14 protein-coding genes and 1 tRNA gene are annotated in these 20,659 nt (G+C 68.1%); 9 read left to right on the plus strand and 6 right to left on the minus strand.

Annotated features, from left to right (window positions below; translation table 11 throughout):
• Positions 1 to 4: 4 nt before the first annotated feature.
• Positions 5 to 1,111, minus strand: coding sequence for a hypothetical protein (locus tag ACFHWU_RS17420; RefSeq protein WP_416591051.1), 1,107 nt, complete (start codon positions 1,109 to 1,111; stop codon positions 5 to 7).
• Positions 1,112 to 1,380: 269 nt separating this feature from the next.
• Positions 1,381 to 1,548 (minus strand): DUF5679 domain-containing protein, encoded by a 168-nt coding sequence (locus ACFHWU_RS17425; RefSeq protein WP_233606684.1) that lies wholly within the window; start codon positions 1,546 to 1,548, stop codon positions 1,381 to 1,383.
• A gap of 484 nt (positions 1,549 to 2,032) precedes the next feature.
• On the opposite strand from ACFHWU_RS17425, the gene ACFHWU_RS17430 reads away from it, so the two are divergent.
• Both ACFHWU_RS17430 and ACFHWU_RS17435 read left to right on the plus strand, forming a co-directional pair.
• Entirely contained in the window at positions 2,033 to 2,563 is a 531-nt protein-coding gene (locus ACFHWU_RS17430; RefSeq protein ID WP_278167200.1) for a M48 family metallopeptidase, read from the plus strand.
• 102 nt (positions 2,564 to 2,665) lie between these two features.
• Positions 2,666 to 3,262 (plus strand): hypothetical protein, encoded by a 597-nt coding sequence (locus ACFHWU_RS17435; protein WP_416591052.1) that lies wholly within the window; start codon positions 2,666 to 2,668, stop codon positions 3,260 to 3,262.
• A gap of 15 nt (positions 3,263 to 3,277) precedes the next feature.
• On the opposite strand, the gene ACFHWU_RS17440 is transcribed toward ACFHWU_RS17435, so the two are convergent.
• Positions 3,278 to 4,537, minus strand: a complete 1,260-nt coding sequence (locus tag ACFHWU_RS17440; protein WP_416552242.1) for a zinc-dependent metalloprotease — start codon at positions 4,535 to 4,537, stop codon at positions 3,278 to 3,280.
• 104 nt (positions 4,538 to 4,641) lie between these two features.
• On the opposite strand from ACFHWU_RS17440, the gene ACFHWU_RS17445 reads away from it, so the two are divergent.
• The 6 genes from ACFHWU_RS17445 to ACFHWU_RS17470 all read left to right on the plus strand — a co-directional run bounded on the left by ACFHWU_RS17445 (position 4,642) and on the right by ACFHWU_RS17470 (position 13,400).
• Positions 4,642 to 5,667 carry a PDZ domain-containing protein gene (locus tag ACFHWU_RS17445; protein ID WP_416591054.1) on the plus strand — a complete coding sequence of 342 codons (1,026 nt, stop codon included), beginning with the start codon at positions 4,642 to 4,644 and terminating at the stop codon, positions 5,665 to 5,667.
• A gap of 133 nt (positions 5,668 to 5,800) precedes the next feature.
• Complete coding sequence (locus tag ACFHWU_RS17450; protein WP_416591055.1) at positions 5,801 to 8,779, plus strand: UPF0182 family protein; 2,979 nt, start codon at positions 5,801 to 5,803, stop codon at positions 8,777 to 8,779.
• Between the two features lie 148 nt (positions 8,780 to 8,927).
• Positions 8,928 to 9,004 (plus strand) — tRNA-Met (locus tag ACFHWU_RS17455).
• A gap of 177 nt (positions 9,005 to 9,181) precedes the next feature.
• Positions 9,182 to 10,003 (plus strand): hypothetical protein, encoded by an 822-nt coding sequence (locus ACFHWU_RS17460; protein ID WP_416591057.1) that lies wholly within the window; start codon positions 9,182 to 9,184, stop codon positions 10,001 to 10,003.
• Positions 10,004 to 10,320: 317 nt separating this feature from the next.
• Positions 10,321 to 11,070 (plus strand): hypothetical protein, encoded by a 750-nt coding sequence (locus ACFHWU_RS17465; RefSeq protein ID WP_416552246.1) that lies wholly within the window; start codon positions 10,321 to 10,323, stop codon positions 11,068 to 11,070.
• A 2-nt stretch (positions 11,071 to 11,072) separates the two neighbouring features.
• Positions 11,073 to 13,400 (plus strand): AAA family ATPase, encoded by a 2,328-nt coding sequence (locus tag ACFHWU_RS17470; RefSeq protein ID WP_416591071.1) that lies wholly within the window; start codon positions 11,073 to 11,075, stop codon positions 13,398 to 13,400.
• Positions 13,401 to 13,426: 26 nt separating this feature from the next.
• Here ACFHWU_RS17470 and ACFHWU_RS17475 read toward each other — a convergent pair whose 3' ends face one another.
• From ACFHWU_RS17475 to ACFHWU_RS17485, 3 genes are all read right to left on the minus strand, one after another.
• On the minus strand, positions 13,427 to 14,545 hold the full coding sequence (locus ACFHWU_RS17475) for a hypothetical protein (RefSeq protein WP_416591058.1): 1,119 nt from the start codon (positions 14,543 to 14,545) through the stop codon (positions 13,427 to 13,429).
• Positions 14,546 to 14,643: 98 nt separating this feature from the next.
• Positions 14,644 to 18,567 carry an FxSxx-COOH system tetratricopeptide repeat protein gene (fxsT, locus tag ACFHWU_RS17480; protein WP_416591059.1) on the minus strand — a complete coding sequence of 1,308 codons (3,924 nt, stop codon included), beginning with the start codon at positions 18,565 to 18,567 and terminating at the stop codon, positions 14,644 to 14,646.
• A 16-nt stretch (positions 18,568 to 18,583) separates the two neighbouring features.
• Entirely contained in the window at positions 18,584 to 18,781 is a 198-nt protein-coding gene (locus tag ACFHWU_RS17485) for a hypothetical protein (protein WP_416552250.1), read from the minus strand.
• A gap of 323 nt (positions 18,782 to 19,104) precedes the next feature.
• Here ACFHWU_RS17485 and ACFHWU_RS17490 point away from each other — a divergent pair, with 323 nt between their 5' ends.
• Positions 19,105 to 20,406: an aKG-HExxH-type peptide beta-hydroxylase gene (locus tag ACFHWU_RS17490; protein ID WP_416591060.1), complete on the plus strand. Its 1,302-nt coding sequence runs from the start codon at positions 19,105 to 19,107 to the stop codon at positions 20,404 to 20,406.
• Positions 20,407 to 20,659: the final 253 nt, after the last annotated feature.

The raw sequence follows: 20,659 nt of genomic DNA on the forward strand, positions 1-20,659 counted from the left end.
ATTGTTACCGACGATCGCGTACCGCGACCCCTCCCTGAGCGTGGCTCATGCCACCAACCCCCTGCGTGTGACCCACGCCATCGGCAGGGCTCCGCCCCGGGGTGCAGCGGCGCGGCCGGCGCCGGTGGCAGTGGCAATCCTGGTGGGCCGGCCAGGCCCGGCGCCGCAGCCGGGCTGGGGCGTGCACCTCGATCGCCGCCCCGATCGTCTCCGGGCTACCACCGTCGACGAACGCCAGGATCTCGGCCGTCCCGACACTCACCGCGGCCAGCAGGGTCGCCGAGTCGCAGATCGTCGCCGGGCCGATCGCGCACAACTGGGACGCCAGCTGCGGCCAGCCCGGATCCCGGTCCCGACGGTGCAGGTCCAGGCAGTTCAGGCACGGGGTACCGGTCGGCGGCACGAGCGGGCCGACTGCCGGCGTCCGGTCCCGGATGTCGACCAGCAGGTGGGCCTGCCGGTGCCGGGCGTAGCTCGCGGCGAGCAGGTTGGCCGGCCGGTCGGCGCCGAGCAGCACCGTCAGGGTGGCCTGGCCGCGCCGTACCGGGCGGGTCTCGACTCCCGGGACGGCCCGGCTGACGGCGGTGGCGATGGCTTCCCGGGCATCGCGAGTACCGGCCAGGTCGATGGCGACGTGGCCGATCCCCGCCTCGGCCACCGCGACGGCCAGCGGCCGGGCCAGCCGGCCCCGGCCGGTCAGCACGATCCGGGCGGCGGCCCGTCGCCGCAGGATCTGCGCCGGGGTGCCGGGAAGCTCGTCGCGGCGCAGCGCCAGGGCGGTCGCCTCTGCGGTCAACCGGTGCCGGGCGTGCTCTGGCAGGTTCGCTGGCAGCAGAGTGTGCGCGCCGACGATCAGGCCCCGGGCGATCAGCATGTCCAGCAGATGCCGGGCCTGGTCGGCCGGGACGCCGAGCCGGGCGGCGTGGTCCAGTACGGCGCGGGTCGACCGGCTGCCGTCGAGGAGGTCGAGCAGCTGGGACTGTGCCGGGTCGGTGAGGTCGAGCAGTACGGCGTGCGTCGGATCCGAGCCGAGCTGCAGGGTGGCGCGGTCCCGCCAGAGGCGGGCCAGGCCGGGCAACAGAGTCGGCCTGAGCAGGGGATTGGTGGGCATGAACAACAGGCTGTCACCGTAACGAAACGCCCGTTGGCTCGTTATCCACAGCCTGTGCCCCGCGCGTCCTCGGTTATCCACAGATTCCGGCGAGTTTTCCACAGCCCTGTCGGGGTGGTGTCGCGGCTCGGACATGACGCAGCGTAGAGCGGTGCGCCACTCGATGTTGGTCGGGTGTTTTGTGGCGGGCCGCTCTACGCTGCGTCGGGCGGGTCCGGCCACGCGTCGAAGGGGCGGCCGGAGCCGCCCCTTCGACGCAGCGCCGCAAGTCAGACCTTGGCTTTGCCCAAGATCCGGTTGACTGTTGTGCCGCAGACCGGGCACTTGCCCTTGGCCATGTTCATGCCGGTCTTCGACACCTCGACAGTGCCCTCGAAATCGCGCTTCTCCTTGCACTTCACGCAGTAACCGTTGTAGGTCTGGGCCTGGTCGGCCACGGTGCCCCTCCTCGTCTCCTCGCCGGGTGGTTGCAGACCCGGCGTGCACCCGCTCGCGGCGACCGTCGGCGGCGCCGCGCGCTGGGATTTTCTCCGCGGCCACTGTTGACCGCCGGTCCGCGGACCCTACCCAGGACTGGGCGGTTCCATGTCAACAATTCACCGACACTGTGAGTAAGTCGACGTCGAGAGTGTGCATGCCGCAATAGATCGGATAAGTCAGATTCGCAGTGACACGCCGGGAGAAGATCCGCAGGCGATCGTGGGCCGGGGGGTGGAGGTGAAAACCTCTTCGTGATCGCCTACGGTGACCTTGAGCGGCTCGGGCGCGACGTACGGCGGTCGAGTGGGTAACTTTTTTCGCGACAATCGGCCCCAAAAGGGGTGATTCACCCTCGATACGCCGTGTTGCCTCTTGCGTTCCCCTGGTCAGTACGGATTAGCGTGCCATCGTGAGCGAAACCCGGGGCTGCGCGGGCCGCTGATGGCAGGGGCGCGTAAGCCGGTCGTCGAGGTGCGGCGCAGCCAGCGCCGACGCCGGACGGTGTCCGCGTACCGGGAGGGCGAACGCGTCGTCATCCTCATCCCGGACCAGTTCTCCCGGGCCGAGGAGACCGAGTGGGTGGACCGGATGCTCGCCCGGCTGGCGGCCCGGGAGGAACGCCTTCGCCGGTCAGACAGTGAGTTGATCGGCCGGGCCCGCCGGCTGGTCGACCGCTACCTGCCGGAACACGCCCGGGTCGTGGTCCCGGCGAGCGTCCGGTGGGTGACCAACCAGAACAGCCGCTGGGGGTCGTGCACCCCGGCGGACCGGACCATTCGGATATCCCACCGGATCCAGGAGATGCCGGACTGGGTCATCGACTACGTCCTGCTGCACGAGTTGGCGCACCTGGTCGTACCGAGCCACAACGCCCGGTTCTGGGAGCTCGTCGGCCGCTACCCAAAGGCGGAACGGGCCCGTGGCTACCTGGAAGGGGTGGCGGCGGCCAGCGGTTTCGTCCTGGCCGACTGACCGACCTGCCGGCCGCACCGACTACGCCAGCCGCACCGACTACGCCAACCACGCCGGGTACGCCCCGGACCTGCCGGGTACGCCGCCGCTAGAGTGGGTCAGATGCGCCGTGCCGTGGTCATTCTTCTCGACCTGGTCGACTGGTCCCCACCCGGCACCGATCCCGCCGCCTGGCGGGCCGCCCTGGCCGAGGACATGGTCGACCTGCTCGCCACCCTGCGCCAGGTGGAACCGGCGATCGCCGCGAGCAACGCGGACCTGCCGTTGGCCAGGTCGATCGCCTGGCCCGACATGCCGATCCATCCGCTGCCGGAGATCTCGGTCAACGCGGCGCTGGCCGCCGTCGCGGCACACGGCTACGACCAGGCGGCGGTGCTCGCCGCCGACGCACCGGACCTGCCCGGCCTGCTGATCGGCAAGCTGCTGCGACCGATCACCACCCGGCCGGTGGCGGTGGCTCCGACCGGTGGCGACGGCGGGGGACTGCTCGGCGTGGCGGCCCAACTGCCGGCTCCGGACTGGCTGCCGCCGCTGACCCTCGCCGCCGATCCGCAGGCCGTCCGGGCAGCGGCGCCGCACCCGGGACAGGTGGCGGTGACGCCGCCCTGGCGTCGGTTGCGGGGCCCGGCGGACCTGGCGGCCCTGAACCCGGCCGTCGAAGGCTGGGAGACCACCCGCGCGCTGCTGACCACCGGCTGAACCCGGGCCTATCGGTCAGCGGGGCCCGTCGGCCGGCGGCTCCGGCTGCCCCGGCGGCTCGCTGCCAAAGTCGATGTCACCGAGGTCGAAGTCGGTCTTCGCCTGGGCGAACGCCTCCGGGTCGGCGAAGTCGTCGTCCGACGGCAGCAGATCGGGGTGGCTCCACAACGCGTCCCGGCCGTCAACCCCACGATGGGTGTCCAGCGCGGCCCACAGCGCGGCCGCCTCGCGCAGCCGGCGGGGCCGCAATTCCAGCCCGACCAGGGCGGCGAAGGTCTGCTCCGCCGGCCCGCCGGCCGCCCGCCGACGCCGGAACGCCTCGGCCAGCTTCACGACGTTCGGTAGCCGGTCCCCGGCAGCGCTGTCGACGACGTGACACACCCAGCCCTCGATCAGCGCGAGGACCGTCTCGATCCGGGCCAACGACGCCTGCTGGGCGGGGGTGTCCTCGGGAGTGAAGATCCCCTCCATGGCGATCTCCTGCATCGACTCCGGATTCATCGGGTCGACCCGGCCGAGGGCGTCCTCGATCGCCTCCCGGTTGACGGTGATCCCGGACGCGTAGGTCTCCACCGCGGCCAGCACGTGCCCCCGCAACCACGACACATGCTCGAAGAGGCGCTGGTGGGCCGCCTCACGCAGCGCCACATACAGCCGGACCTCCTCCTCGGGCAGCTCCAGGCCGGACCCGTACGCCCGAATGTTGGCCGGCAGCAGCGCGGCGGTGCCGGCCGGGCCCAGCGGCAGCCCGATGTCGCTGGCCGACAGCACCTCGGTGGCGAGCGAGCCGAGCGCCTGGCCTAGCTGACCGCCGAACAGGGCCCCGCCGAGAGTGGTCATCATGGCGTGCATCGGGCCGAGCTGGCTGCGGGCCTCCGGCGGAACGAGGTCGCCCATCGCGCCGACCATCCGACCGGCCACCGGGTCGCAGAGCTTGCGCCACACGTCGAGCGTCCGGTAAATCCACTCGTTGCGGTTCCACGCCGCCGACGTGCGGGTCCCGGACGGGAACGTCGACGACGACTCGAGCCACAGGTCGGCGACGCGTAGCGACTCCTCGACGGTGTGCCACTCGTGCGGGTTGACCGACGGGTCACCCTCGGCGGCGAGTTGGCTGGCCGCCACCTGCCGGGCCAGGTCCCAGTTCACCGGGCCGCTGCCCGGAGCGGCGAGCAGCTGCTGCAGCTGCGCCATGAATTGCTGCATCTGCCGTGGGTCGTTGGGGTCCGGAGGCTGGCCGCCGGGGAGCTGGAAGCCGAACGGAATATCAGGCACGCCCTCCACGGTACGCGGGCCACCGGCCGCAACGCCGCCGGTGCGTTCCGCTCAGCGCGAAGCTCCGCGTCACAGGCCCGACCGCAGTCGGTACGCTCAGGCGCATGAGACGTCGCGGTGTCACGGTCATCCTCGGCGCGCTGCTCACCGCACTGCTCGCCTACGCCGTGCTCGCCGCACCGGTCCCGTACGTGGTGCTCGGCCCCGGCCCGACGGTCGACACGCTCGGCACCGACGACGGCGAGGACGTCATCCAGATCACCGGGACCGACACCTCGACCTCGGCGGGGCAGCTGCGGCTCACCACCGTCGGCGTACGTCCCAACGTGGGGCTGCGGGAGGCGGTCGCCGGCTGGCTGAGCGACGCCGAGGCGGTGGTGCCGTACGAGGTGATCTACCCGCCGGGGCAGACCCAGGAAGAGGTCGAGGAGCGCAACGCCGAGGACTTCGCGGCGTCGCAGACCAGCGCCGAGACCGCGGCGCTGCGCCAGCTCGGCTACCCGGTGCAGGTGCTGGTGAGGGCGGTCGCCCCGGACGGGGCGTCGGTCGGGCTGCTCGACGTCGACGACGTGATCACCTCGGTCGACGGCACGCCGGTCAGCTCGGCGACCCAGCTGACCGAGCTGATCCGGGCCGAGCCGGAAGGCAGCACGCTGACCATCGGCTACACCCGCGACGGCCAGTCGGCCACCGCCGAGATCACCACCCGGGCCAGCGACGGCGGCCCACCCCGGATCGGCATCGAGATCACCGAGGAGCAGCCCAGGCCGTTCGAGCTGACCATCGACCTCGACGAGATCGGCGGGCCGAGCGCCGGGCTGATGTTCGCCCTGGGCATCATCGACAAGCTCGAACCCGAGGACCTCACCGGCGGCAAGATCATCGCGGGGACCGGGACCATCGACAACGAGGGCAACGTCGGCGCGATCGGTGGTATCCCGCAGAAGCTGGTAGGAGCCAAGGAAGCGGGTGCGGTCGCCTTCCTCGTCCCGCGGGCCAACTGCGCCGAAGCGGTCGCGAACGCCGTACCCGACCTGCCGCTGCTGCGGGTGGCCACCCTCGACGAGGCGCTCGACGCGCTGGACCGGCTGCGTACCGGCGAGAAGCCGACGCTCTGCGGCAGCGACTGACACCCCGGTCAGGTCCACCTCAACCGGCCTTGAGGTGGACACACCCCGTAGTCTTGGTGCCTGATCGCCCAGCGGATCACACCAACGTGCGGAGTACCTAGTCGTGGTCATGCGTAGCAGCCCAATGCCCGGAATGAGCCGACGTGGCCGGGTCACCGTCGGCGTACTCATCGGGATCTTCCTTCTCTTCACCCTGCTCGGCTGGGGGGTGAACGCATGGACCGACTGGTTGTGGTTCGAGGAGGTCGACTACACCCAGGTCTTCACCGGCGTGCTGTTCACCCGACTGCTGCTGTTCGCGGCGGTCGGCCTGGCCATGGCACTGGTGGTCGCGGCCAACCTGTGGCTGGCGTACCGGCTGCGGCCGGCGCTGCGACCGCACTCGCCGGAACAGGTCAGCCTGGAGCGCTACCGGATGCTGCTCAGCCCCCGGATCGGCATCTGGATCACCGCGGCCGCAGCCCTGGTCGGCGTCTTCGCCGGGCTGTCCGCGCAGAACCGGTGGAGCCAGTGGCTGCTGTTCCGCAACTCCCAGGAGTTCGGCGTCACCGACCCGGAGTTCGGCATCGACATCGGCTTCTACGTCTTCGAGTACCCGTTCCTGCGCTACCTGCTCGGCCTGGCGTTCACCGCCGTGGTGCTGTCGGTGATCGGCGCGCTCGCCGTGCACTACCTCTACGGCGGTGTACGGCTGCAGGGCATCGGCGACCGGATGACCACCGCCGCGCGGGCCCACCTGACCACGCTGGTCGCCGTCTTCGTACTGCTCAAGGCGGTCGCCTACGTGCTCGACCGGCGCGGCATGCTGCTGGAGTACAACGAGCAGGCGCGCATCTACGGCGCCGGCTACGCCGACATCAACGCACTGCTGCCGGCGAAGGAGATCCTGGCGTACATCTCGATCGTGGTGGCGATTGCGATCATCGTGTTCTCCAACGCGGTGATGCGCAACCTGGTCTGGCCGGGCATCTCGCTGGCGCTGCTCGGCATCTCCGCCGTGGCAATCGGTGGCATCTACCCGTGGGCGGTGCAGACCTTCGAGGTCAACCCGAGCCTGCGGGACAAGGAGGCGGCGTTCATCGAACGGGGCATCGTCGCCACCCGGGAAGCGTTCGGGCTGGACATCAGCCAGCAGACGCCGTACCCGGCGACGAACCTGACGCCGCCGGAGAGCCTGGCCACCGACACCGCGGTGGTGCCCAACATCCGGCTGCTCGACCCGCAGCTGGTCTCCGAGACCTACACCCAGCTGCAGCAGGTGCGTGGCTTCTACGACTTCGGCACCAAGCTGGACATCGACCGCTACACCATCGACGACGAGAGGCAGGACTACGTCGTCGGCATGCGGGAGATCAACTACAGCGAGCTGACCGAGCAGCAGAGCAACTGGCTCAACCGGCACACCGTCTTCACCCACGGGTACGGCATGGTCGGCGCGCCGGCCAACCGGGTGGTCTGCGGCGGGCAGCCGTACTTCGTCTCCGGCTTCCTCGGCGACCAGGCCCAGGAGCAGTGCTCCTCGGCGACCGAGCGGATCCCGGTCGAGCAGCCGCGGATCTACTACGGCGAGCAGATGGACGGCACCGACTATGCCATCGTCGGCTCGCCCGGCGACAGCAACGTCGAGTTCGACCGGCCGACCTCCAGCGGCGGCGAGCAGTACTACACCTACACCGGCACCGGCGGGGTCGAGGTCGGTTCGTTCGGCCGCAAACTGCTGTACGCGATCAAGGAGCAGGAGACCAACTTTCTGCTCTCCGAGGCGGTCAACGAGAACTCCAAGCTGCTGTACATCCGCAACCCACGGGACCGGGTGGAGAAGGTCGCCCCGTTCCTGACCATGGACGGCGACCCGTACCCCGCGGTGGTCGACGGCCGGATCCAGTGGATCGTCGACGGCTACACCACCTCTGCGACGTACCCGTACTCGGAGCGGGTGAACCTGCAGGTGGAGACCGCCGACGAGCTCACCGGCCAGGGCACCTTCGTGCTGGCCCGGGAGAACGTCAACTACATCCGCAACTCGGTCAAGGCCACCGTCGACGCGTACGACGGCACCGTCCGGCTCTACGAGTTCGACGAGAACGACCCGGTGCTCAAGGCCTGGAACGCGGCGTTCGGCGGCGACCTGGTCATCCCGAAGGCGGAAACGCCGCAGGAGCTGGTCGACCACTTCCGCTACCCGGCGGACCTGTTCAAGGTGCAGCGCAACCTGCTGGCCCGCTACCACGTCACCAACCCGGCCGAGTTCTTCTCCGGGCAGGACTTCTGGGAGGTGCCGAACGTCCCGGACTCGCCGGACAGCGAGGTCAAGCAGCCGCCGTACTACCTGATGACCCAGCTGCCGGAGCAGGACGAGCCACGGTTCCAGCTGACCTCGGCGGTGACCCCGGCCGGCCGGCAGAACCTGGCCGCGCTGATCTCCGGGTCGTACGTCGACGGACAGCCACAGCTGCAGGTGCTGGAGCTGCCCGACCAGACGGCGATCTCCGGCCCGGTGCAGGTGCACCAGCGGATGACCAACAACGCGGCCATCCGGCAGCAGCTGAACCTGCTGTCGTCGAACCAGGCGCAGGTGCAGTACGGCAACCTGCTGTCGCTGCCGTTCGGCAACGGCATGCTCTACGTCGAGCCGGTCTACGTGAAGAGCAACCAGACCAACGCGTACCCGCTGCTGCAGCGGGTACTGCTCTCCTACGGTGACGGCGGCTCGTACGTGGTGCTGGCCAACAGCGTGCAGGACGGCATCCGGCAGCTGATCGAGCAGGCGGAGGCGGGTGGTGCGCCGACGACCCCGCCAGAGGGCGAAGGCGAGGGTGAGGGCGAGGAGCCCGGTGGCACCCCGACCCCGACCCCGACCCCGCCGGCCACCGGCGACCCGGGTCTGGTGACCCCGGAGCTGCAGGCGGCCGCCGCCGAGGTCAGCGCCGCGATCGACGAGGCCCGCGCCGCGCAGGCGGCCGGTGACTTCCAGCGGTACGGCGAGGCGCTGGCCCGGCTGGACGCCGCGATGACGGCGTTCCAGGCGGCGCAGCAGGCTGCCGGGGTGGGTGGTGCCCAGCCGTCGACCACCGACCCGTCGCCGAGTGCCGATCCGTCGCCGACCGGCTGACGCCAACTGACTGACGCCGAACCGGCCTCGGTGATCCCGACTTGTCCGCTTTTGTGAGTGGACCAGGGTGGGATCACCGAGGCCAGTCGGTCAGTACGGGGGTCGTTTTGCGGCGGGCTGACGGTATGCGCTAGGGTTAACTCATCGCCGCGGGGTGGAGCAGTTCGGTAGCTCGCTGGGCTCATAACCCAGAGGTCGCAGGTTCAAATCCTGTCCCCGCTACCACGGTGAACGGCCCGCCAGGGATATCCCTGGCGGGCCGTTTCGCGTACCGGACTCCCGCCCAGCCCCGTTGAGCCCTCGTCGCCCTCAGGTGCCCGCCGAGACGGCTATCGGACTGAAGCCGTATTCGTGCCGTCGGGGGACAGTCACACGGGAATCAGAGCGCTACAGTGACACAGTATGCGAGCGATCCACACTGGTCGGATACAGTCGCTGCTCGCCTGCCTCGTACTGATGACGATCGTGATCGCCGATCCGGCACGGAGCCTGGCCGACGAGCCGCTGGATCAGGAAGCGTCCACGCTGGTTTGCCTGTCGCCCCAGCATCATCAGCAGGTCGGCCGGGCTGCTGAGTTGCTCGGCCTGGTCGAGTCGGTAAGCGGGGACCGGGTGGTGGTGGACGGGCAACGGGTGGCGATCGCGCGATGGCGGGACACGCATCGGGCCGACTTCGACACCGCCTGCGCCACCATGGTCGCGGCGTTCAGCATCGATCCAGACGCAGCACGCGCCGGGCCGACCTCCGAGATGCGTGGCTTGCTGATCGGTGGCGCACTCACCTTGGTGTCCGCTCTGATCAGCGCGTTGTTCACCAGTGTGCTGACGACCGGCGTCCACCGGCGGACTGAGGCACGCCAGCAGGCCGCCCAGCTTCGGGTGGCCGTGGCCGAGTTCATTCGGGCAGCCGACGAGTCTCTCACCCGGTACGCGGATGCCTCCGCCAGACAACCGAAGGGGACCAGCCTCGACGAGCCCCGCCTCCGGCTGATGCTGCATCTCGATGCCCTGCCGGCGGTCCTGGGCCCATCGATGGAGGCGATCCGTGATTCTGTCGAGACGTTCTGTGAGTCGATGCGCGATTCGTGGTCCGGGCCGGACCGATCGGCGGACAGCCCTCGGGTACGGGAGGCGCGGACCGGCTTGATGCACCTGCGAACGGCGGTCGAACAGGCAGCTCGAGAGGCGGAGCGGGCTGCTGGTGTCATCGGCTTGCGACGGTGACAACAGCAGCGGCGTGATGGGAGGGCATCGTGATGACACAGACCAGCAGTGCTCATGCGGGTAGGCCTGAGGAGATTCCGAACCCCTTCGAACTGCCCCCCGTACTGGGTCAGTCCCTCCGTGCGCTGCGACCGTGGCACGACAGGGAACACGAGGCGTACTACCTCCCAGTGGACAGAGCCGAGGAGGGATACCGCAGCTTCGTCAACCATTTACCGGACCCGTCGACGCACCTCACCAGATTCGGTCAGTTGGTGGTGGTGGCCGGGCCCACGGGCTGCGGGCGTACCTCGTTGATTCACAGGTGCGTACACCACTTGAAGCAGGAGTTCGATGGCGCCTCCGGTGGCCGGATCATGGCCGCGCCGGTGGCCGACCTCAGTAGAGAGCGGGCGTTCGATCTCGAGATGGTCGGTCGCAGAGGCGATTTCGACCAGTATCTGGCCCTGCTGGCGTACAAGATCAGGAGCAGGCTGTCCCGGCAGCTGGAAGGGCTGTCGGACCCAGGGGATCAACCGATGCAGGGGAAGGTGGCTTTCACGCGACTCGGGCGGGATCTCGAGGATGCGGACGCAGTCGCGATCATCGTGCTACCGCAGTTCAACGACGCGACGTGGAAGAGATCGGTGCTTTCGCTGCAGGCTATGCACCCGATCAATCACTATCTCGACCTTGTCGGCGAGCGCATGATCCTTTTTGCGGAGAGCGATAATCCCCAGCAGATCAAGGACTGGAGCGATCGAGTCCGGGGTGAAGCTAGGGAGGGTGTTCTTGTGATCGAGGTAGGTATGCTGACCGGTACGGACGGGTGGACATTCGCTAACGGGCGGCTGCAGATGTGTGATCATCCTCGGGTTCCGACAGTTACCGTAGAAACTATGCACGCGGTGATGGAGGATCATCGTTCGATGTCCTTGAAGCAACTCCAGAAGATGTGTTTTCATTTATGGGACGAGGCTCGGCGTCGCCCAGGTACCAAGGAAGTCAGTAAGCACGACTTCGATCGATACTATGTAGATCGGCGCGACGGCTACCGGCCTCGTGGCCGGGGCATCAAGAATGGATGACCATGAATGCCTCATCGGGAGAGCCGCAGGCGGTCGGGGTCAACCCGTACTCGCCAACCGCTGTTGCGCGTGTCTCGGAGGTCGGCCAGGGCCTGCCGACGGTGTCGACCCGTGCGGTCGAGGAGGCGTTCCGCTATCTTGACGCCTTCCTGGCGCAGGCCGTCCCTCCGGATCGGGTCGGGCTGTCCGGTCGCCTGCTGACTGTGGTGGGTGAGTACGGCACCGGCAAGTCTCATCTTGCGGCGGCCCTGCTGCATCGGGCTCGTCGATCGGGTGACTCGGCGGTGCGCACCCTGTACGTTGAGGCGCCCCAGTTCGGCTCGTTGGTCGACCTGTACAAGCGCTTCGTCGGTCGTCTCGACCGGAAGGACATCGTCGACCTCCTGCGCGACTACTACTCCGAGGTGGTCGCCGATGGGCTCAGCCACGTGCCACATGCGCAGCAGATCGCTGACGACCTGCGGCGACATGTCATCGAGCCGCAGGCGGTGGTCGACGACCTCGGGTTGCCGGAGAGCGTCCTGCTGCCCCAGTTGCAGGACCGGCTGATCGAGGCAACCGGCGATGACGACCTTGGTACGGCGATGACGTTGCTGCTCGACGAGCGGACCACGGTGCAAGCGTGGGACTGGTTGATCGGCAACCGGTCGGACGGCTTCGTCACGGAGCACGGGCTGTCGAAGTACATCGATAGTTCAGCTGCTGCCATGTCGGCGATCATCGCGCTCCTGAACTTGCACGGCCGCAGTGGCCGGCGATTCGTCGTCGTACTGGACGAGCTCGACCGGGTCCTTGATCCGGCGGATCAGCGAGATGCGGGTGTGGTCGGGCAGTTTCGAAATCTACTGACTGCGGTGGAGGAGTCCGGAGCATTCTTGATCATCACCGGTCTGGTGGAGATCACCCCGCAACTGCAGGGAGACGTGCTGCAGCGGATGGGGCATGCCGTCCGGATGACTCCGCTTACGGCGCAGGAGGCACGTGAGCTGATTGAGCAAAGCCATCTTGCGGCCCGAGGTGACAGCGACATCGCCCCGTTCCTCGACGATGCCGTGCAGTACCTCGTTGACATGACCCACGGCGTTCCACGGCAGCTCATCAAGCTCTGCCATCATCTGTACCGCCGAGCCGAGCTCGAACGTACGGTGATAGGAATCGAGCTTGTCCAATTGGTAGCTCGGGATCATTTCGACTTCGCCACCATTGACGATGTGCGACGTGAGGTGATGCTGACCCTCGAGCGCGAGGCCATCGGATTTGAGCGGCGTCGTCAGCTTGACGTCGACGGCCGGTCGTTGCTCGACCTCGTCGTGCTGAACGAGGGCGGTGAGCCGAGTTGCGTCATCCTGCTCTCCGAAGGCATCATGCGGGAATCGGACGTCGAACGGGTCGCTCGCCGGGCTGCGGCCGCTCGATCAGAAGGCGTCGACGTCGAGATCATCCTGGTGGTCGTCGGTTACCTGGCACCCGACGTGGCATCGAACGTCCGCAACGTCGTCCTGGCCGAACCGATCGAGTACGAACGTCGAACCTTGGCGAGCGCCGTGGTTGCCAGGATCGATCATGTGTTACAGCGTGCCCGGTTGAGCGAGACTGACCCGGTTCGGCTGATGGTTACCCGGGTCGATCGGCTCGTTCGTCAGCAAGCCGGCGCATACACCATGATCGACCGGCTTGAGCAGCAGGTCCGTGACATGCGGCGGTCGACCAACCAACGCCTCAGCGAGATCTCCGCCGATGTGGCTGGCCTGCTCACCGGGACAGTGTCAGTGGACCGAGCCGTCCCTGTGCCGACCCAGCCCGGCCCGATGGACGAGATGGGCGAGATCGACGAACTGTTCGAGACAGCGATCGAGGCTGCCGTACGGCTCGGTGACGGACTGCCAGATGTCTTCACCCAAGCATTCAGAGCAGCTCCGGGCCTCTCAACGGCGATCAGATCCGCACAGGAGCGCATCCACGGGTGGACCGCCGATCCCGACAGCTTCAGCCTGCTGGGTACGGCCGTGTTCCTGCAATCACTGATCGAATCTTTTCGACAGGCGGTCGTCGAATGGCGAATGCGGCGGGTGTCGGTGGACCGCACCGACGCCGCGTCGTCGAGCACCGACCTGGAACGGCTGGACGTTCTCTGCCTCACCTACGAGGCGATCTTCGACTACGCGTCGTTGCAACATCTCAAACGTCTAGCCGAGTCCATGGCGTTGCCGCCGGAAGCGGCCACCGCGACTGGTCCGCACCCAATGCATCTCGATGACATCCGGGAGGTGTTCGGAGGGCTTGGCGCACGGGTACGGGCGGCGGCGCGACGGACGATCGGCGACGTGTGATCGGTCGGCGTCACGCCTGCGGCATCTCAACGAAGCGGCTGGACGGCGGCTGCGGCCGGGCCGCACACCGCAAGGACGACCTCGGTCAAGCGATCGTCGGCTATATCCACCTGGTCCTGATCGAGGCACAGGCCGATGACGTACTCCCGTGCCGACAGACGGTAGTAGTAGATCGCGCCGATGTCCGTATCGAGCACCGCGCGGACGACCGGTCCACCGATCGCAGGCCGGGCGGTCCGGCCGAGTTCCCTGAGGTAGGCGGCAGTCGCGGGACCCATCGCGTTGACCTGCTGGCGTCGGTAGCTGGGCGAGTGGTGGTAGGCAGCCCCACGTAGCTCGGGCGTACCGAGCGCGTCGACCGAGAACAGCTGTGCCTTGTCGTTGAAGCACGCGACAAGGTGCAGCCCGGTGCCGTCGACGGCGGCTGCGCAGGCGTCGAAGGCCCAGTGACGGCGGTCGCCGGTGATCGCCAGGGGGTGCCGGGGGTCGACGGACGTCTCGAGGTTTCGCCGCGTCGTGGAATCGATGGCTGGCACTGGCTGGCGCGCGCCCGCCGGCTGTTGGCGCGGACTGTCGGCCGCGTCGCGGTCGAACGCGGACTCCCGGAAGTGTTTCGTGTCCCAGGCACCCAGGTTCTGCCGGGGCAGCCGAATACTAGCTCTGATCTGATCGACCAGCTGTGAGAGTGCGCTGTCAGCCTCTTGCACGGCAGGCTGCCGGGCCAGTGACGCAACCTGGTCGGTGGCCAGACTCAGGGTCCCGGCGACGAGCAGTACATTGGGAACTACCCGGGCACAGTAGAAGGCTCCGCCGGCCGACTGGAGCACCGTGCGCAGCGGCACGCCCTGACCGAGGGGCCGTAACCACTCGTGCATCACCTGACCTGACTGAAAACTCAGCCGCCTCGCCACGCGGCGGCAGTTCTCAACACGTCGATCGTCGTCCTGGCCGGGCCCACCAGGTGAGTACAGGTCGAAGTCGCGGGATCCGGGACTGCAATGCGCCAGGTAGTGCAGCGGTCCGCCAGCCCGGAAGAGGCCTCGGCAGTAGGCAATCCGATCGTCGACGCCGCTGAACTGGCGACTAGTCGGCTCCTGCGTCACGATGATCGTGTCGGAGTACTCTCGGTGCGGCGAGCCGGTCACCGAGTCCGCATGTCGTCCCTGCTCTGTCGGCACGTGAGACTTCCTCTGCTGTGGTCGTGGTTCGCCGGGATGTGGGGTCGGGTTTCGCCGGATGCTTCTCAGCGCCGCGGGATGTCGATATCGAGGTCGTGGGTGGATATCGGGTTGGTGTGACCCGTCCCGGCGGATCGACGCGCTGCCTGCTCCCATACTCGAAGATTGGCACGCGCGATGTCGGGGTACGGATGTCCTGGTGGCAGGTCCTCCTCACACAGCTCGACGGCCTGACCAGCGAGTTGCACCGCGGCGCCTACCGCACCACCGTGCCCCAGGTTGCCGGCCTGGTTGATGGTTGCCGCGAGCACCCAGGGGTGGGTCTCGGCCGGCGCAGCGGTCCGGATGATCCGCAATCCGTGGTCACCGAGGCGCCGGCTCTCGTCGAGATCGCCGACACCGCGTAGGAACAGCGCGAGATTGACCAGGCAGATGCCGGTGAGCGGATGCTCCGGGCCGAGTTGGCGCTGGTAGCCGCGGTAGCAGGACTGCCCGAACTCGACCACTCGTGCTGGTGACTCCCGCAGTAGATGCATGTCGGTGGCCAGCGCGAGCCTGCAGGCCAAGGTGTCGAGATGATTTGTCCCGCGCAGCTGCTGGTACCCGCGCAGCGCGTCGGCGTGATTCTCCTTGGCCTGAGGCACCATGTTCTTGCGGCGTTGGGTGACCGCGAGTACCCGGATGATCCGCAGCGCACTCGCGCTGTCCGTCGGGATCTTGCCGGTCGGATGGCCCAGCCAACCGCGAGCATCGTCGATGGTCCGGGTCGCAGCGTGGTAGTCGCCCAGCTCACGTTGATATGTCGCCAGGTTGGCAGCGGCCCACCAGAGGAAGGGGTCCCTCGTGCCGAACACCCGCAATCGGCGGTTGACCACTTCTCGTTCCACCACCATCGCGGTGTAGAGGTCGCCGTCGAAGTACGACGACAGCGCCAGATTGTGCGCGACCATCAAGGTCTGCTGGTGCTCCTCGCCGTAGGCCTTGCGAAGAACATCGTAGGCGACGCCTTCGTGACTCTTGGCGAGCTCGAACTCTCCGAGCGCCCGTACGTCCCCGGCGATCCCCTGCAGCGTGGTCGCGGTGTTCGGATGCTCCTGCCCGATGGTGCGCAACTGCAGTAGCCGCAGTTGCTGCGCGATCTCGAGCGACTCGCGGTACCGGCCCATCCAGCGCAGCAGACTCGCCTGCTCGCCCCGTAGCTGCATATTGATGCGATCGGTGGGCGGCACCGCCGACGACCAGTAGCCGAGAGCCTCGTCGATGACCTTCAGGGCGACATTCGCGCTGTCCCAGGTCTCCTGCCGGCGCATGTACCGAACTTGTCGGACGACCCACCTGCGCACCTTCGGGTCGGTCTCGGCCACGGCACCGCTGGGCAGCAGATGGGGTTGCAGCTCGGCGAGGCGGTGCCGTTGCCAGCCGCCGTCGACCTCAGCTCCGGTTGGGGCGTAACTTGCCAGGCCGAGCCGCAGGTGACGGCGAACCTCGGCGGCCCGCGTCGGCGGCAGGGCGCCACGTACCGCGTCCTGTACCGCTCGGTGGATACGGATCGAGGGACGCTGCCCCCAACGTACGTCGAAGATGCCGAACCGGGCCCCGGTCCAGACGACCTCGTCGAAGATCGCGGGGTCGTTGCGCACGCGCTCTTCGCCATCGTCCGACAGCGTGGCCAGCTGATCGATCATCGAACTCGAGCGGAGCAGCGTGAGACTGATGTCGTCGGACGACAGAAAGGAGCACATCTCAGCGAGGTGGATGGCTATCCGGCCAATCTCCGTCTGTCGCAGCGTCGCCTCCAACGCGCGCCAGGATCGCCGTAGCGCGTGGTAGGTGGGATCGTCGTCGGGCACCGACACCGCCGGCGATGCATCCGCATCGGCGGGCAGATCGGCCGGGGATTCGGGCCGGAGGCTGGCGACCATCGCTTCGGTAGCGGCTTCGAGATCTGCGGGCGCGTATGCCATCAGGTGGTGTCGGCTCTCCCGTAGCCACGCCCCGGTAAGCCGCAGCGAGAGCGGGAGCTGCCCCACCTCGGTGACCACCGCGGCGCAATGCTCCTCGCTCAGCTCCGGCACGTAGGTGCGCAGCAACTCGGTTGCGTCGTCCGTCCCGAGGTGGGTCACGACGAGCATGCGCGGGGTGGGCGTATCGGTGATCCTTGAGGTCACCACCACGTGTCCGGCGGCGGACTGGACCCACCCGAAAAGCTCCCGATCGTCGAGCCCGTCGAAGATGAAAAGACACGGTCTCCTGGCAGCGAGCTGCAACAGGTGGTCGAATGCTTGTCGCGGCTGCTCATCAACGCCCTCGGTGTCCACCTCGGATGGATTCGGAGCCAGCAGCTGGAACTGCTCGTTGAGTCTGCGTAGCGCAAGGGCGATCGATTCCCAGCTGTCCGCCGGGATCCACCAGACGATGTCGTAGTCCTTCTGGAACCGGTGGGCGTACTCGTTGGCCAGCTCGCTCTTGCCGACTCCGGTGGCACCAACCACCAGAACAGGCCCGGGGCCGTCGGCGAGCAACTTGTCGCGGAGCGTTTCGAGATCGTCGGCTCGGCCGATGAACTGCTGATTGCGGTTGGGAAGGTCGACGTCCGGCGGCAGCTGGCGATGTTCCGGCGGGCCGCCCGGATAGCGCGGGCGGAACCCGGCACGATCGTCGTAGGGCGTCTCGATGAGCAGGAAATGCCGACGTAGCCGCGCCTCGGCGTCACCGGCGGACAGGCCGACCAGATCGAGACATGGCACTGTGGCATCGAAGTCGGCCGGGGTCTGGGCGGTGACGGCCACCTGTACGACCGGGTCGGATACGTCGGTGACCTGATCGGATACTTCAGTGGGCGAGATCACCGCGTCGCGGAGCCGTTCGGCGATGTGGCGTACTCGCCCGTCGGCCGTGGCGAGCCCGCCGATTACGACGAGGCTCGGCGGCGTCGACTGCTCGATCCACGAATCATCGGCGGGTAGCCGGCTGGCGGGCAGGCCCTGTTGCCGCAACCGGTCGGTGATCCAGTCCGCCCAGCGTCGGTCGGCCGGTCGGTACGCAAGGTAGACCTTCTCCGGCTCGGCCTGCGGATCGAACCCGAGCGCCCGTTCGTAGCGCATCCGTAGTCGTCGACCGACATCTGGAGCGGAAGGAACGGCACCGTCGGTCATCGCGTGGACGACGCTCGTCAGACCCGTCCGGAGGCTGCCGCGATCGAGAATGATGGCGAGAGCTTCCCGCTCGATGTCGTACGAGTGGCGCGGCACCTCGACGAACGACACGGTGACACCAGCACTTGCCGGCCCGGCGAGCTGGGCGAACTGTTGCCGGGCGGCGTGTAGCCGCTCGGCGGCGTGCGGTTCACCGAGCCGTACCTGGGTCGGGGTGGCCACCAGGCGCAGACCGACAGGAGCGGCGTTGACCAACGCGCCTGCCAGGCGCAACGCGTCATGCTGCACCCGCTGGTGCGACCGGAAGCAGACCGCAGCGGCGTCACAGAGGCAGGCGAGCTGGTGCAGCGCGCTCTGCGGGTTCTGCGGCGGTGCGTCGAGCAGCACGTAGTGGTAGCTGGTCTGCTGCAGCAGGCGTCGGAGCTGACTACCGTCGCCGGCACCGTCGGGCAGCGCTGCCGGGTAGAAGCTGTCGGAGGTCGCGGTGACGACGTCCACGGCGTCGGCCCAACCAACTGCCTGGAACTGTTGGACACTGGTCTCCGGCGTCGTGTCGGTGCGGTCGGCGATCATCCGCAGAGCCGCGCCGAGCGGTTCGTCGACGGACGTGGTCACGTCAAGGAAGGGATGCAGGTAGTCCTGGACCCGGGGTGCGTTACCTCCCCAGTCGAGGATGAGGACCCGGTGCCCGGTGCTGGCGAGTATCCAGGCGATGTTGGCGACGATGCTCGTCTGCCCGGCGCCGCCGCCGGGGGAGACGAAGACCAACACTTCAGCCGTCTGCCGCCCCGTGCCGGTCTTGCTTGCCGCGGTCGTCGTCGGTGTGTCGGTCATCTTGAATCTCTTTCGATCATGAGGGTTGTGCGGCGCTGCTCGCCGGATCGCCATCGTGTTGACCAAGGAAGAAGGCGATCGGATTCAATCGTTCGTCGAGTAGGTGATCGAGGGAGATCTGCAGGGCATCTGGTGGCAACTCGGACAGGGTGTGCAGGTCGACGTCGGTGAGGTCGACGAGAAGTGTCTCTTGCTCGTGCCGATCTTGGGTCATTCGCCGGTCCTGTCTGCCGGGGGTGCCCTGATGCGCGGGAGCATCGTCGCTCGCTGCGGCGTGGAACGCCAATCGTAGTGCAGATCGCCGAAATCCTCACCGACGTCGCGCAGTCTTTGTGGACGCTGTGGAAAGTCGGATCCACGACTGTCGGACAGTCAGGCGAGTCAATGTCACTTCCTCGGGTGATCGACCATGCGCTCCACGCGGCGGCAATGATGTGCGATCATCGATGAATAGGTGGGGCGAAGACTGCGGTAGCAAGTCGGTAACCAGGCGCTTCGGGAGCAGGCATGATCCAACCGCACCGATTCTCGAGGAACATGCTGACTGAGTTCGCGCAGGGTGGTGGTGCCCCCGCCGGCATCCGAGTCCTCGCCGGGCTGCAGAACAGCCGTAGCAGACTGTTCTGCTGGATGCTGCCCGACCTCGCGCGACGGACCAGCCATCCGGAAGCAAGACAGACCATGTACGCATACCGGCTGCTGGTCGATCTCGAGCGCGACTCGCCCACGGCGGTGCACGACGTACTCTGCTATCCGGCGGTTGGGGCATGGCTGGGCCGTACCGTGGCGGCGCTTTCCAGCCACCGACCCGCTCAACCGGGCCGACTCGCCCTGGTCACGGCCGCAGTGGCGGCACGTTGCGGGGCCACCGCCGAGGTGCCGCTCGGCGCAAGTCGTTCCAACCATGGCATCGTGCTGCCGTCCCTGGGCATCGCGACCCTGCCTGGAGGCAACTGCGACCCGCTACGCGTGCGGCGCGCGGACGATGACCTGGTGCTGCTGGAACGGGCCGGGCGGCAGGTAATCGTTCCCACCCCGACGGCTCACCGATCTGCGGCTGGGGACAGGCCGACCTCGCGGGACTGGGACGGTCTACCGCAGGTGCTGATCCGCCGGCAGGTCACCATCGACGGTTCGGGGTGGCAAGGGCTCGGCAACGACGAACCAGGGTGGCCCCGTACCGTCGACGAGCGCCACCTCGACCTGCGCCGCTGGACCGGCGGCGTCCGCGCCGGCTGGCTGCTGCTCGCCGAACATCATCCCGAGGTCGCGGCGGAGGTCGCCGAGTGCGTCACCGCCGTCGTACCGATGCAACTGCTGGGCAGCTCGGTCGGCAGTGCTACCTTCGCGGGCGCTTTCGGTGCCGTCGCGATGTCCTCCCCGGACGATACGCGGACGGTCGCGGTCACCCTCGCGCACGAACTGCAGCACGCCAAGCTGCTCGCACTGAGCGACGCCCTCCCGCTGATCGTTCCGACGGATGACGACAAGCGCTACTACGCGCCGTGGCGCCGGGATCTGCGGCCCCTCGCCGCGCTGCTGCACGGCGCGTACGCCCATCTCGCGGTCGCCACGTTCTGGCAACGGCAGCAACGGGTCGAAACCGATCCGACCGACATCCACCTCGCCCAGGTGCGGTTCGCCCGGTGGCGCGCTGCCGTGCGGGACACGTTGCAGGTGATCAGTCGGAGCGGCCAGCTGACCGGGACCGGTCAGCTTCTGGTCGACGGGATGTGGACGGCGGCGGACCGGCTCACGCGCGAGCGGCTGCCTGCCGCTGCCCGCCGCGAAGCCGCGGAGATCGCCGCCTCCCACCGCAGTCAGGTTGACGTCGGCTGAGGAGGATGACCGTCGGTCGACTCTGCCGCGCCCGGCGGACCTGCGGTGGCCCGGAGGCCCCTGCTGCCACGGTGGACGGCCCGCCAGGGGGACCGTTTCGCGTCTGGCTGCTCAGGCCTGTCCGGGCTGGCTGCTCGGGCCGGCTGGCAGGTTGATCAGTGACAGCCTCGCCGGCCAATCGACTCGGACCGAGGCGGCAGGCCGCGTCGGCGGTGATCAGGTGCTCGCCGGGCAGCCGGTGTCCACCCTGTTA

The sequence above is a fragment of the Micromonospora sp. LOL_015 genome (assembly GCF_048060275.1).
In the GTDB taxonomy this organism is placed as follows: Bacteria; Actinomycetota; Actinomycetes; order Mycobacteriales; family Micromonosporaceae; genus Micromonospora_E.

Excerpts from the sequence above, each read along its gene's own strand:
- ACFHWU_RS17445 (WP_416591054.1), top strand. The coding sequence starts at position 4,642 with ATGAGACGTCGCGGTGTCACGGTCATCCTCGGCGCGCTGCTCACCGCA.
- ACFHWU_RS17435 (WP_416591052.1), top strand. The coding sequence starts at position 2,666 with ATGCGCCGTGCCGTGGTCATTCTTCTCGACCTGGTCGACTGGTCCCCA.
- ACFHWU_RS17470 (WP_416591071.1), top strand. The coding sequence starts at position 11,073 with ATGAATGCCTCATCGGGAGAGCCGCAGGCGGTCGGGGTCAACCCGTAC.
- fxsT (WP_416591059.1), bottom strand. The coding sequence starts at position 18,567 with ATGACCGACACACCGACGACGACCGCGGCAAGCAAGACCGGCACGGGG.
- ACFHWU_RS17450 (WP_416591055.1), top strand. The coding sequence starts at position 5,801 with ATGAGCCGACGTGGCCGGGTCACCGTCGGCGTACTCATCGGGATCTTC.
- ACFHWU_RS17430 (WP_278167200.1), top strand. The coding sequence starts at position 2,033 with ATGGCAGGGGCGCGTAAGCCGGTCGTCGAGGTGCGGCGCAGCCAGCGC.
- ACFHWU_RS17420 (WP_416591051.1), bottom strand. The coding sequence starts at position 1,111 with ATGCCCACCAATCCCCTGCTCAGGCCGACTCTGTTGCCCGGCCTGGCC.
- ACFHWU_RS17490 (WP_416591060.1), top strand. The coding sequence starts at position 19,105 with ATGCTGACTGAGTTCGCGCAGGGTGGTGGTGCCCCCGCCGGCATCCGA.
- ACFHWU_RS17485 (WP_416552250.1), bottom strand. The coding sequence starts at position 18,781 with ATGACCCAAGATCGGCACGAGCAAGAGACACTTCTCGTCGACCTCACC.
- ACFHWU_RS17460 (WP_416591057.1), top strand. The coding sequence starts at position 9,182 with ATGCGAGCGATCCACACTGGTCGGATACAGTCGCTGCTCGCCTGCCTC.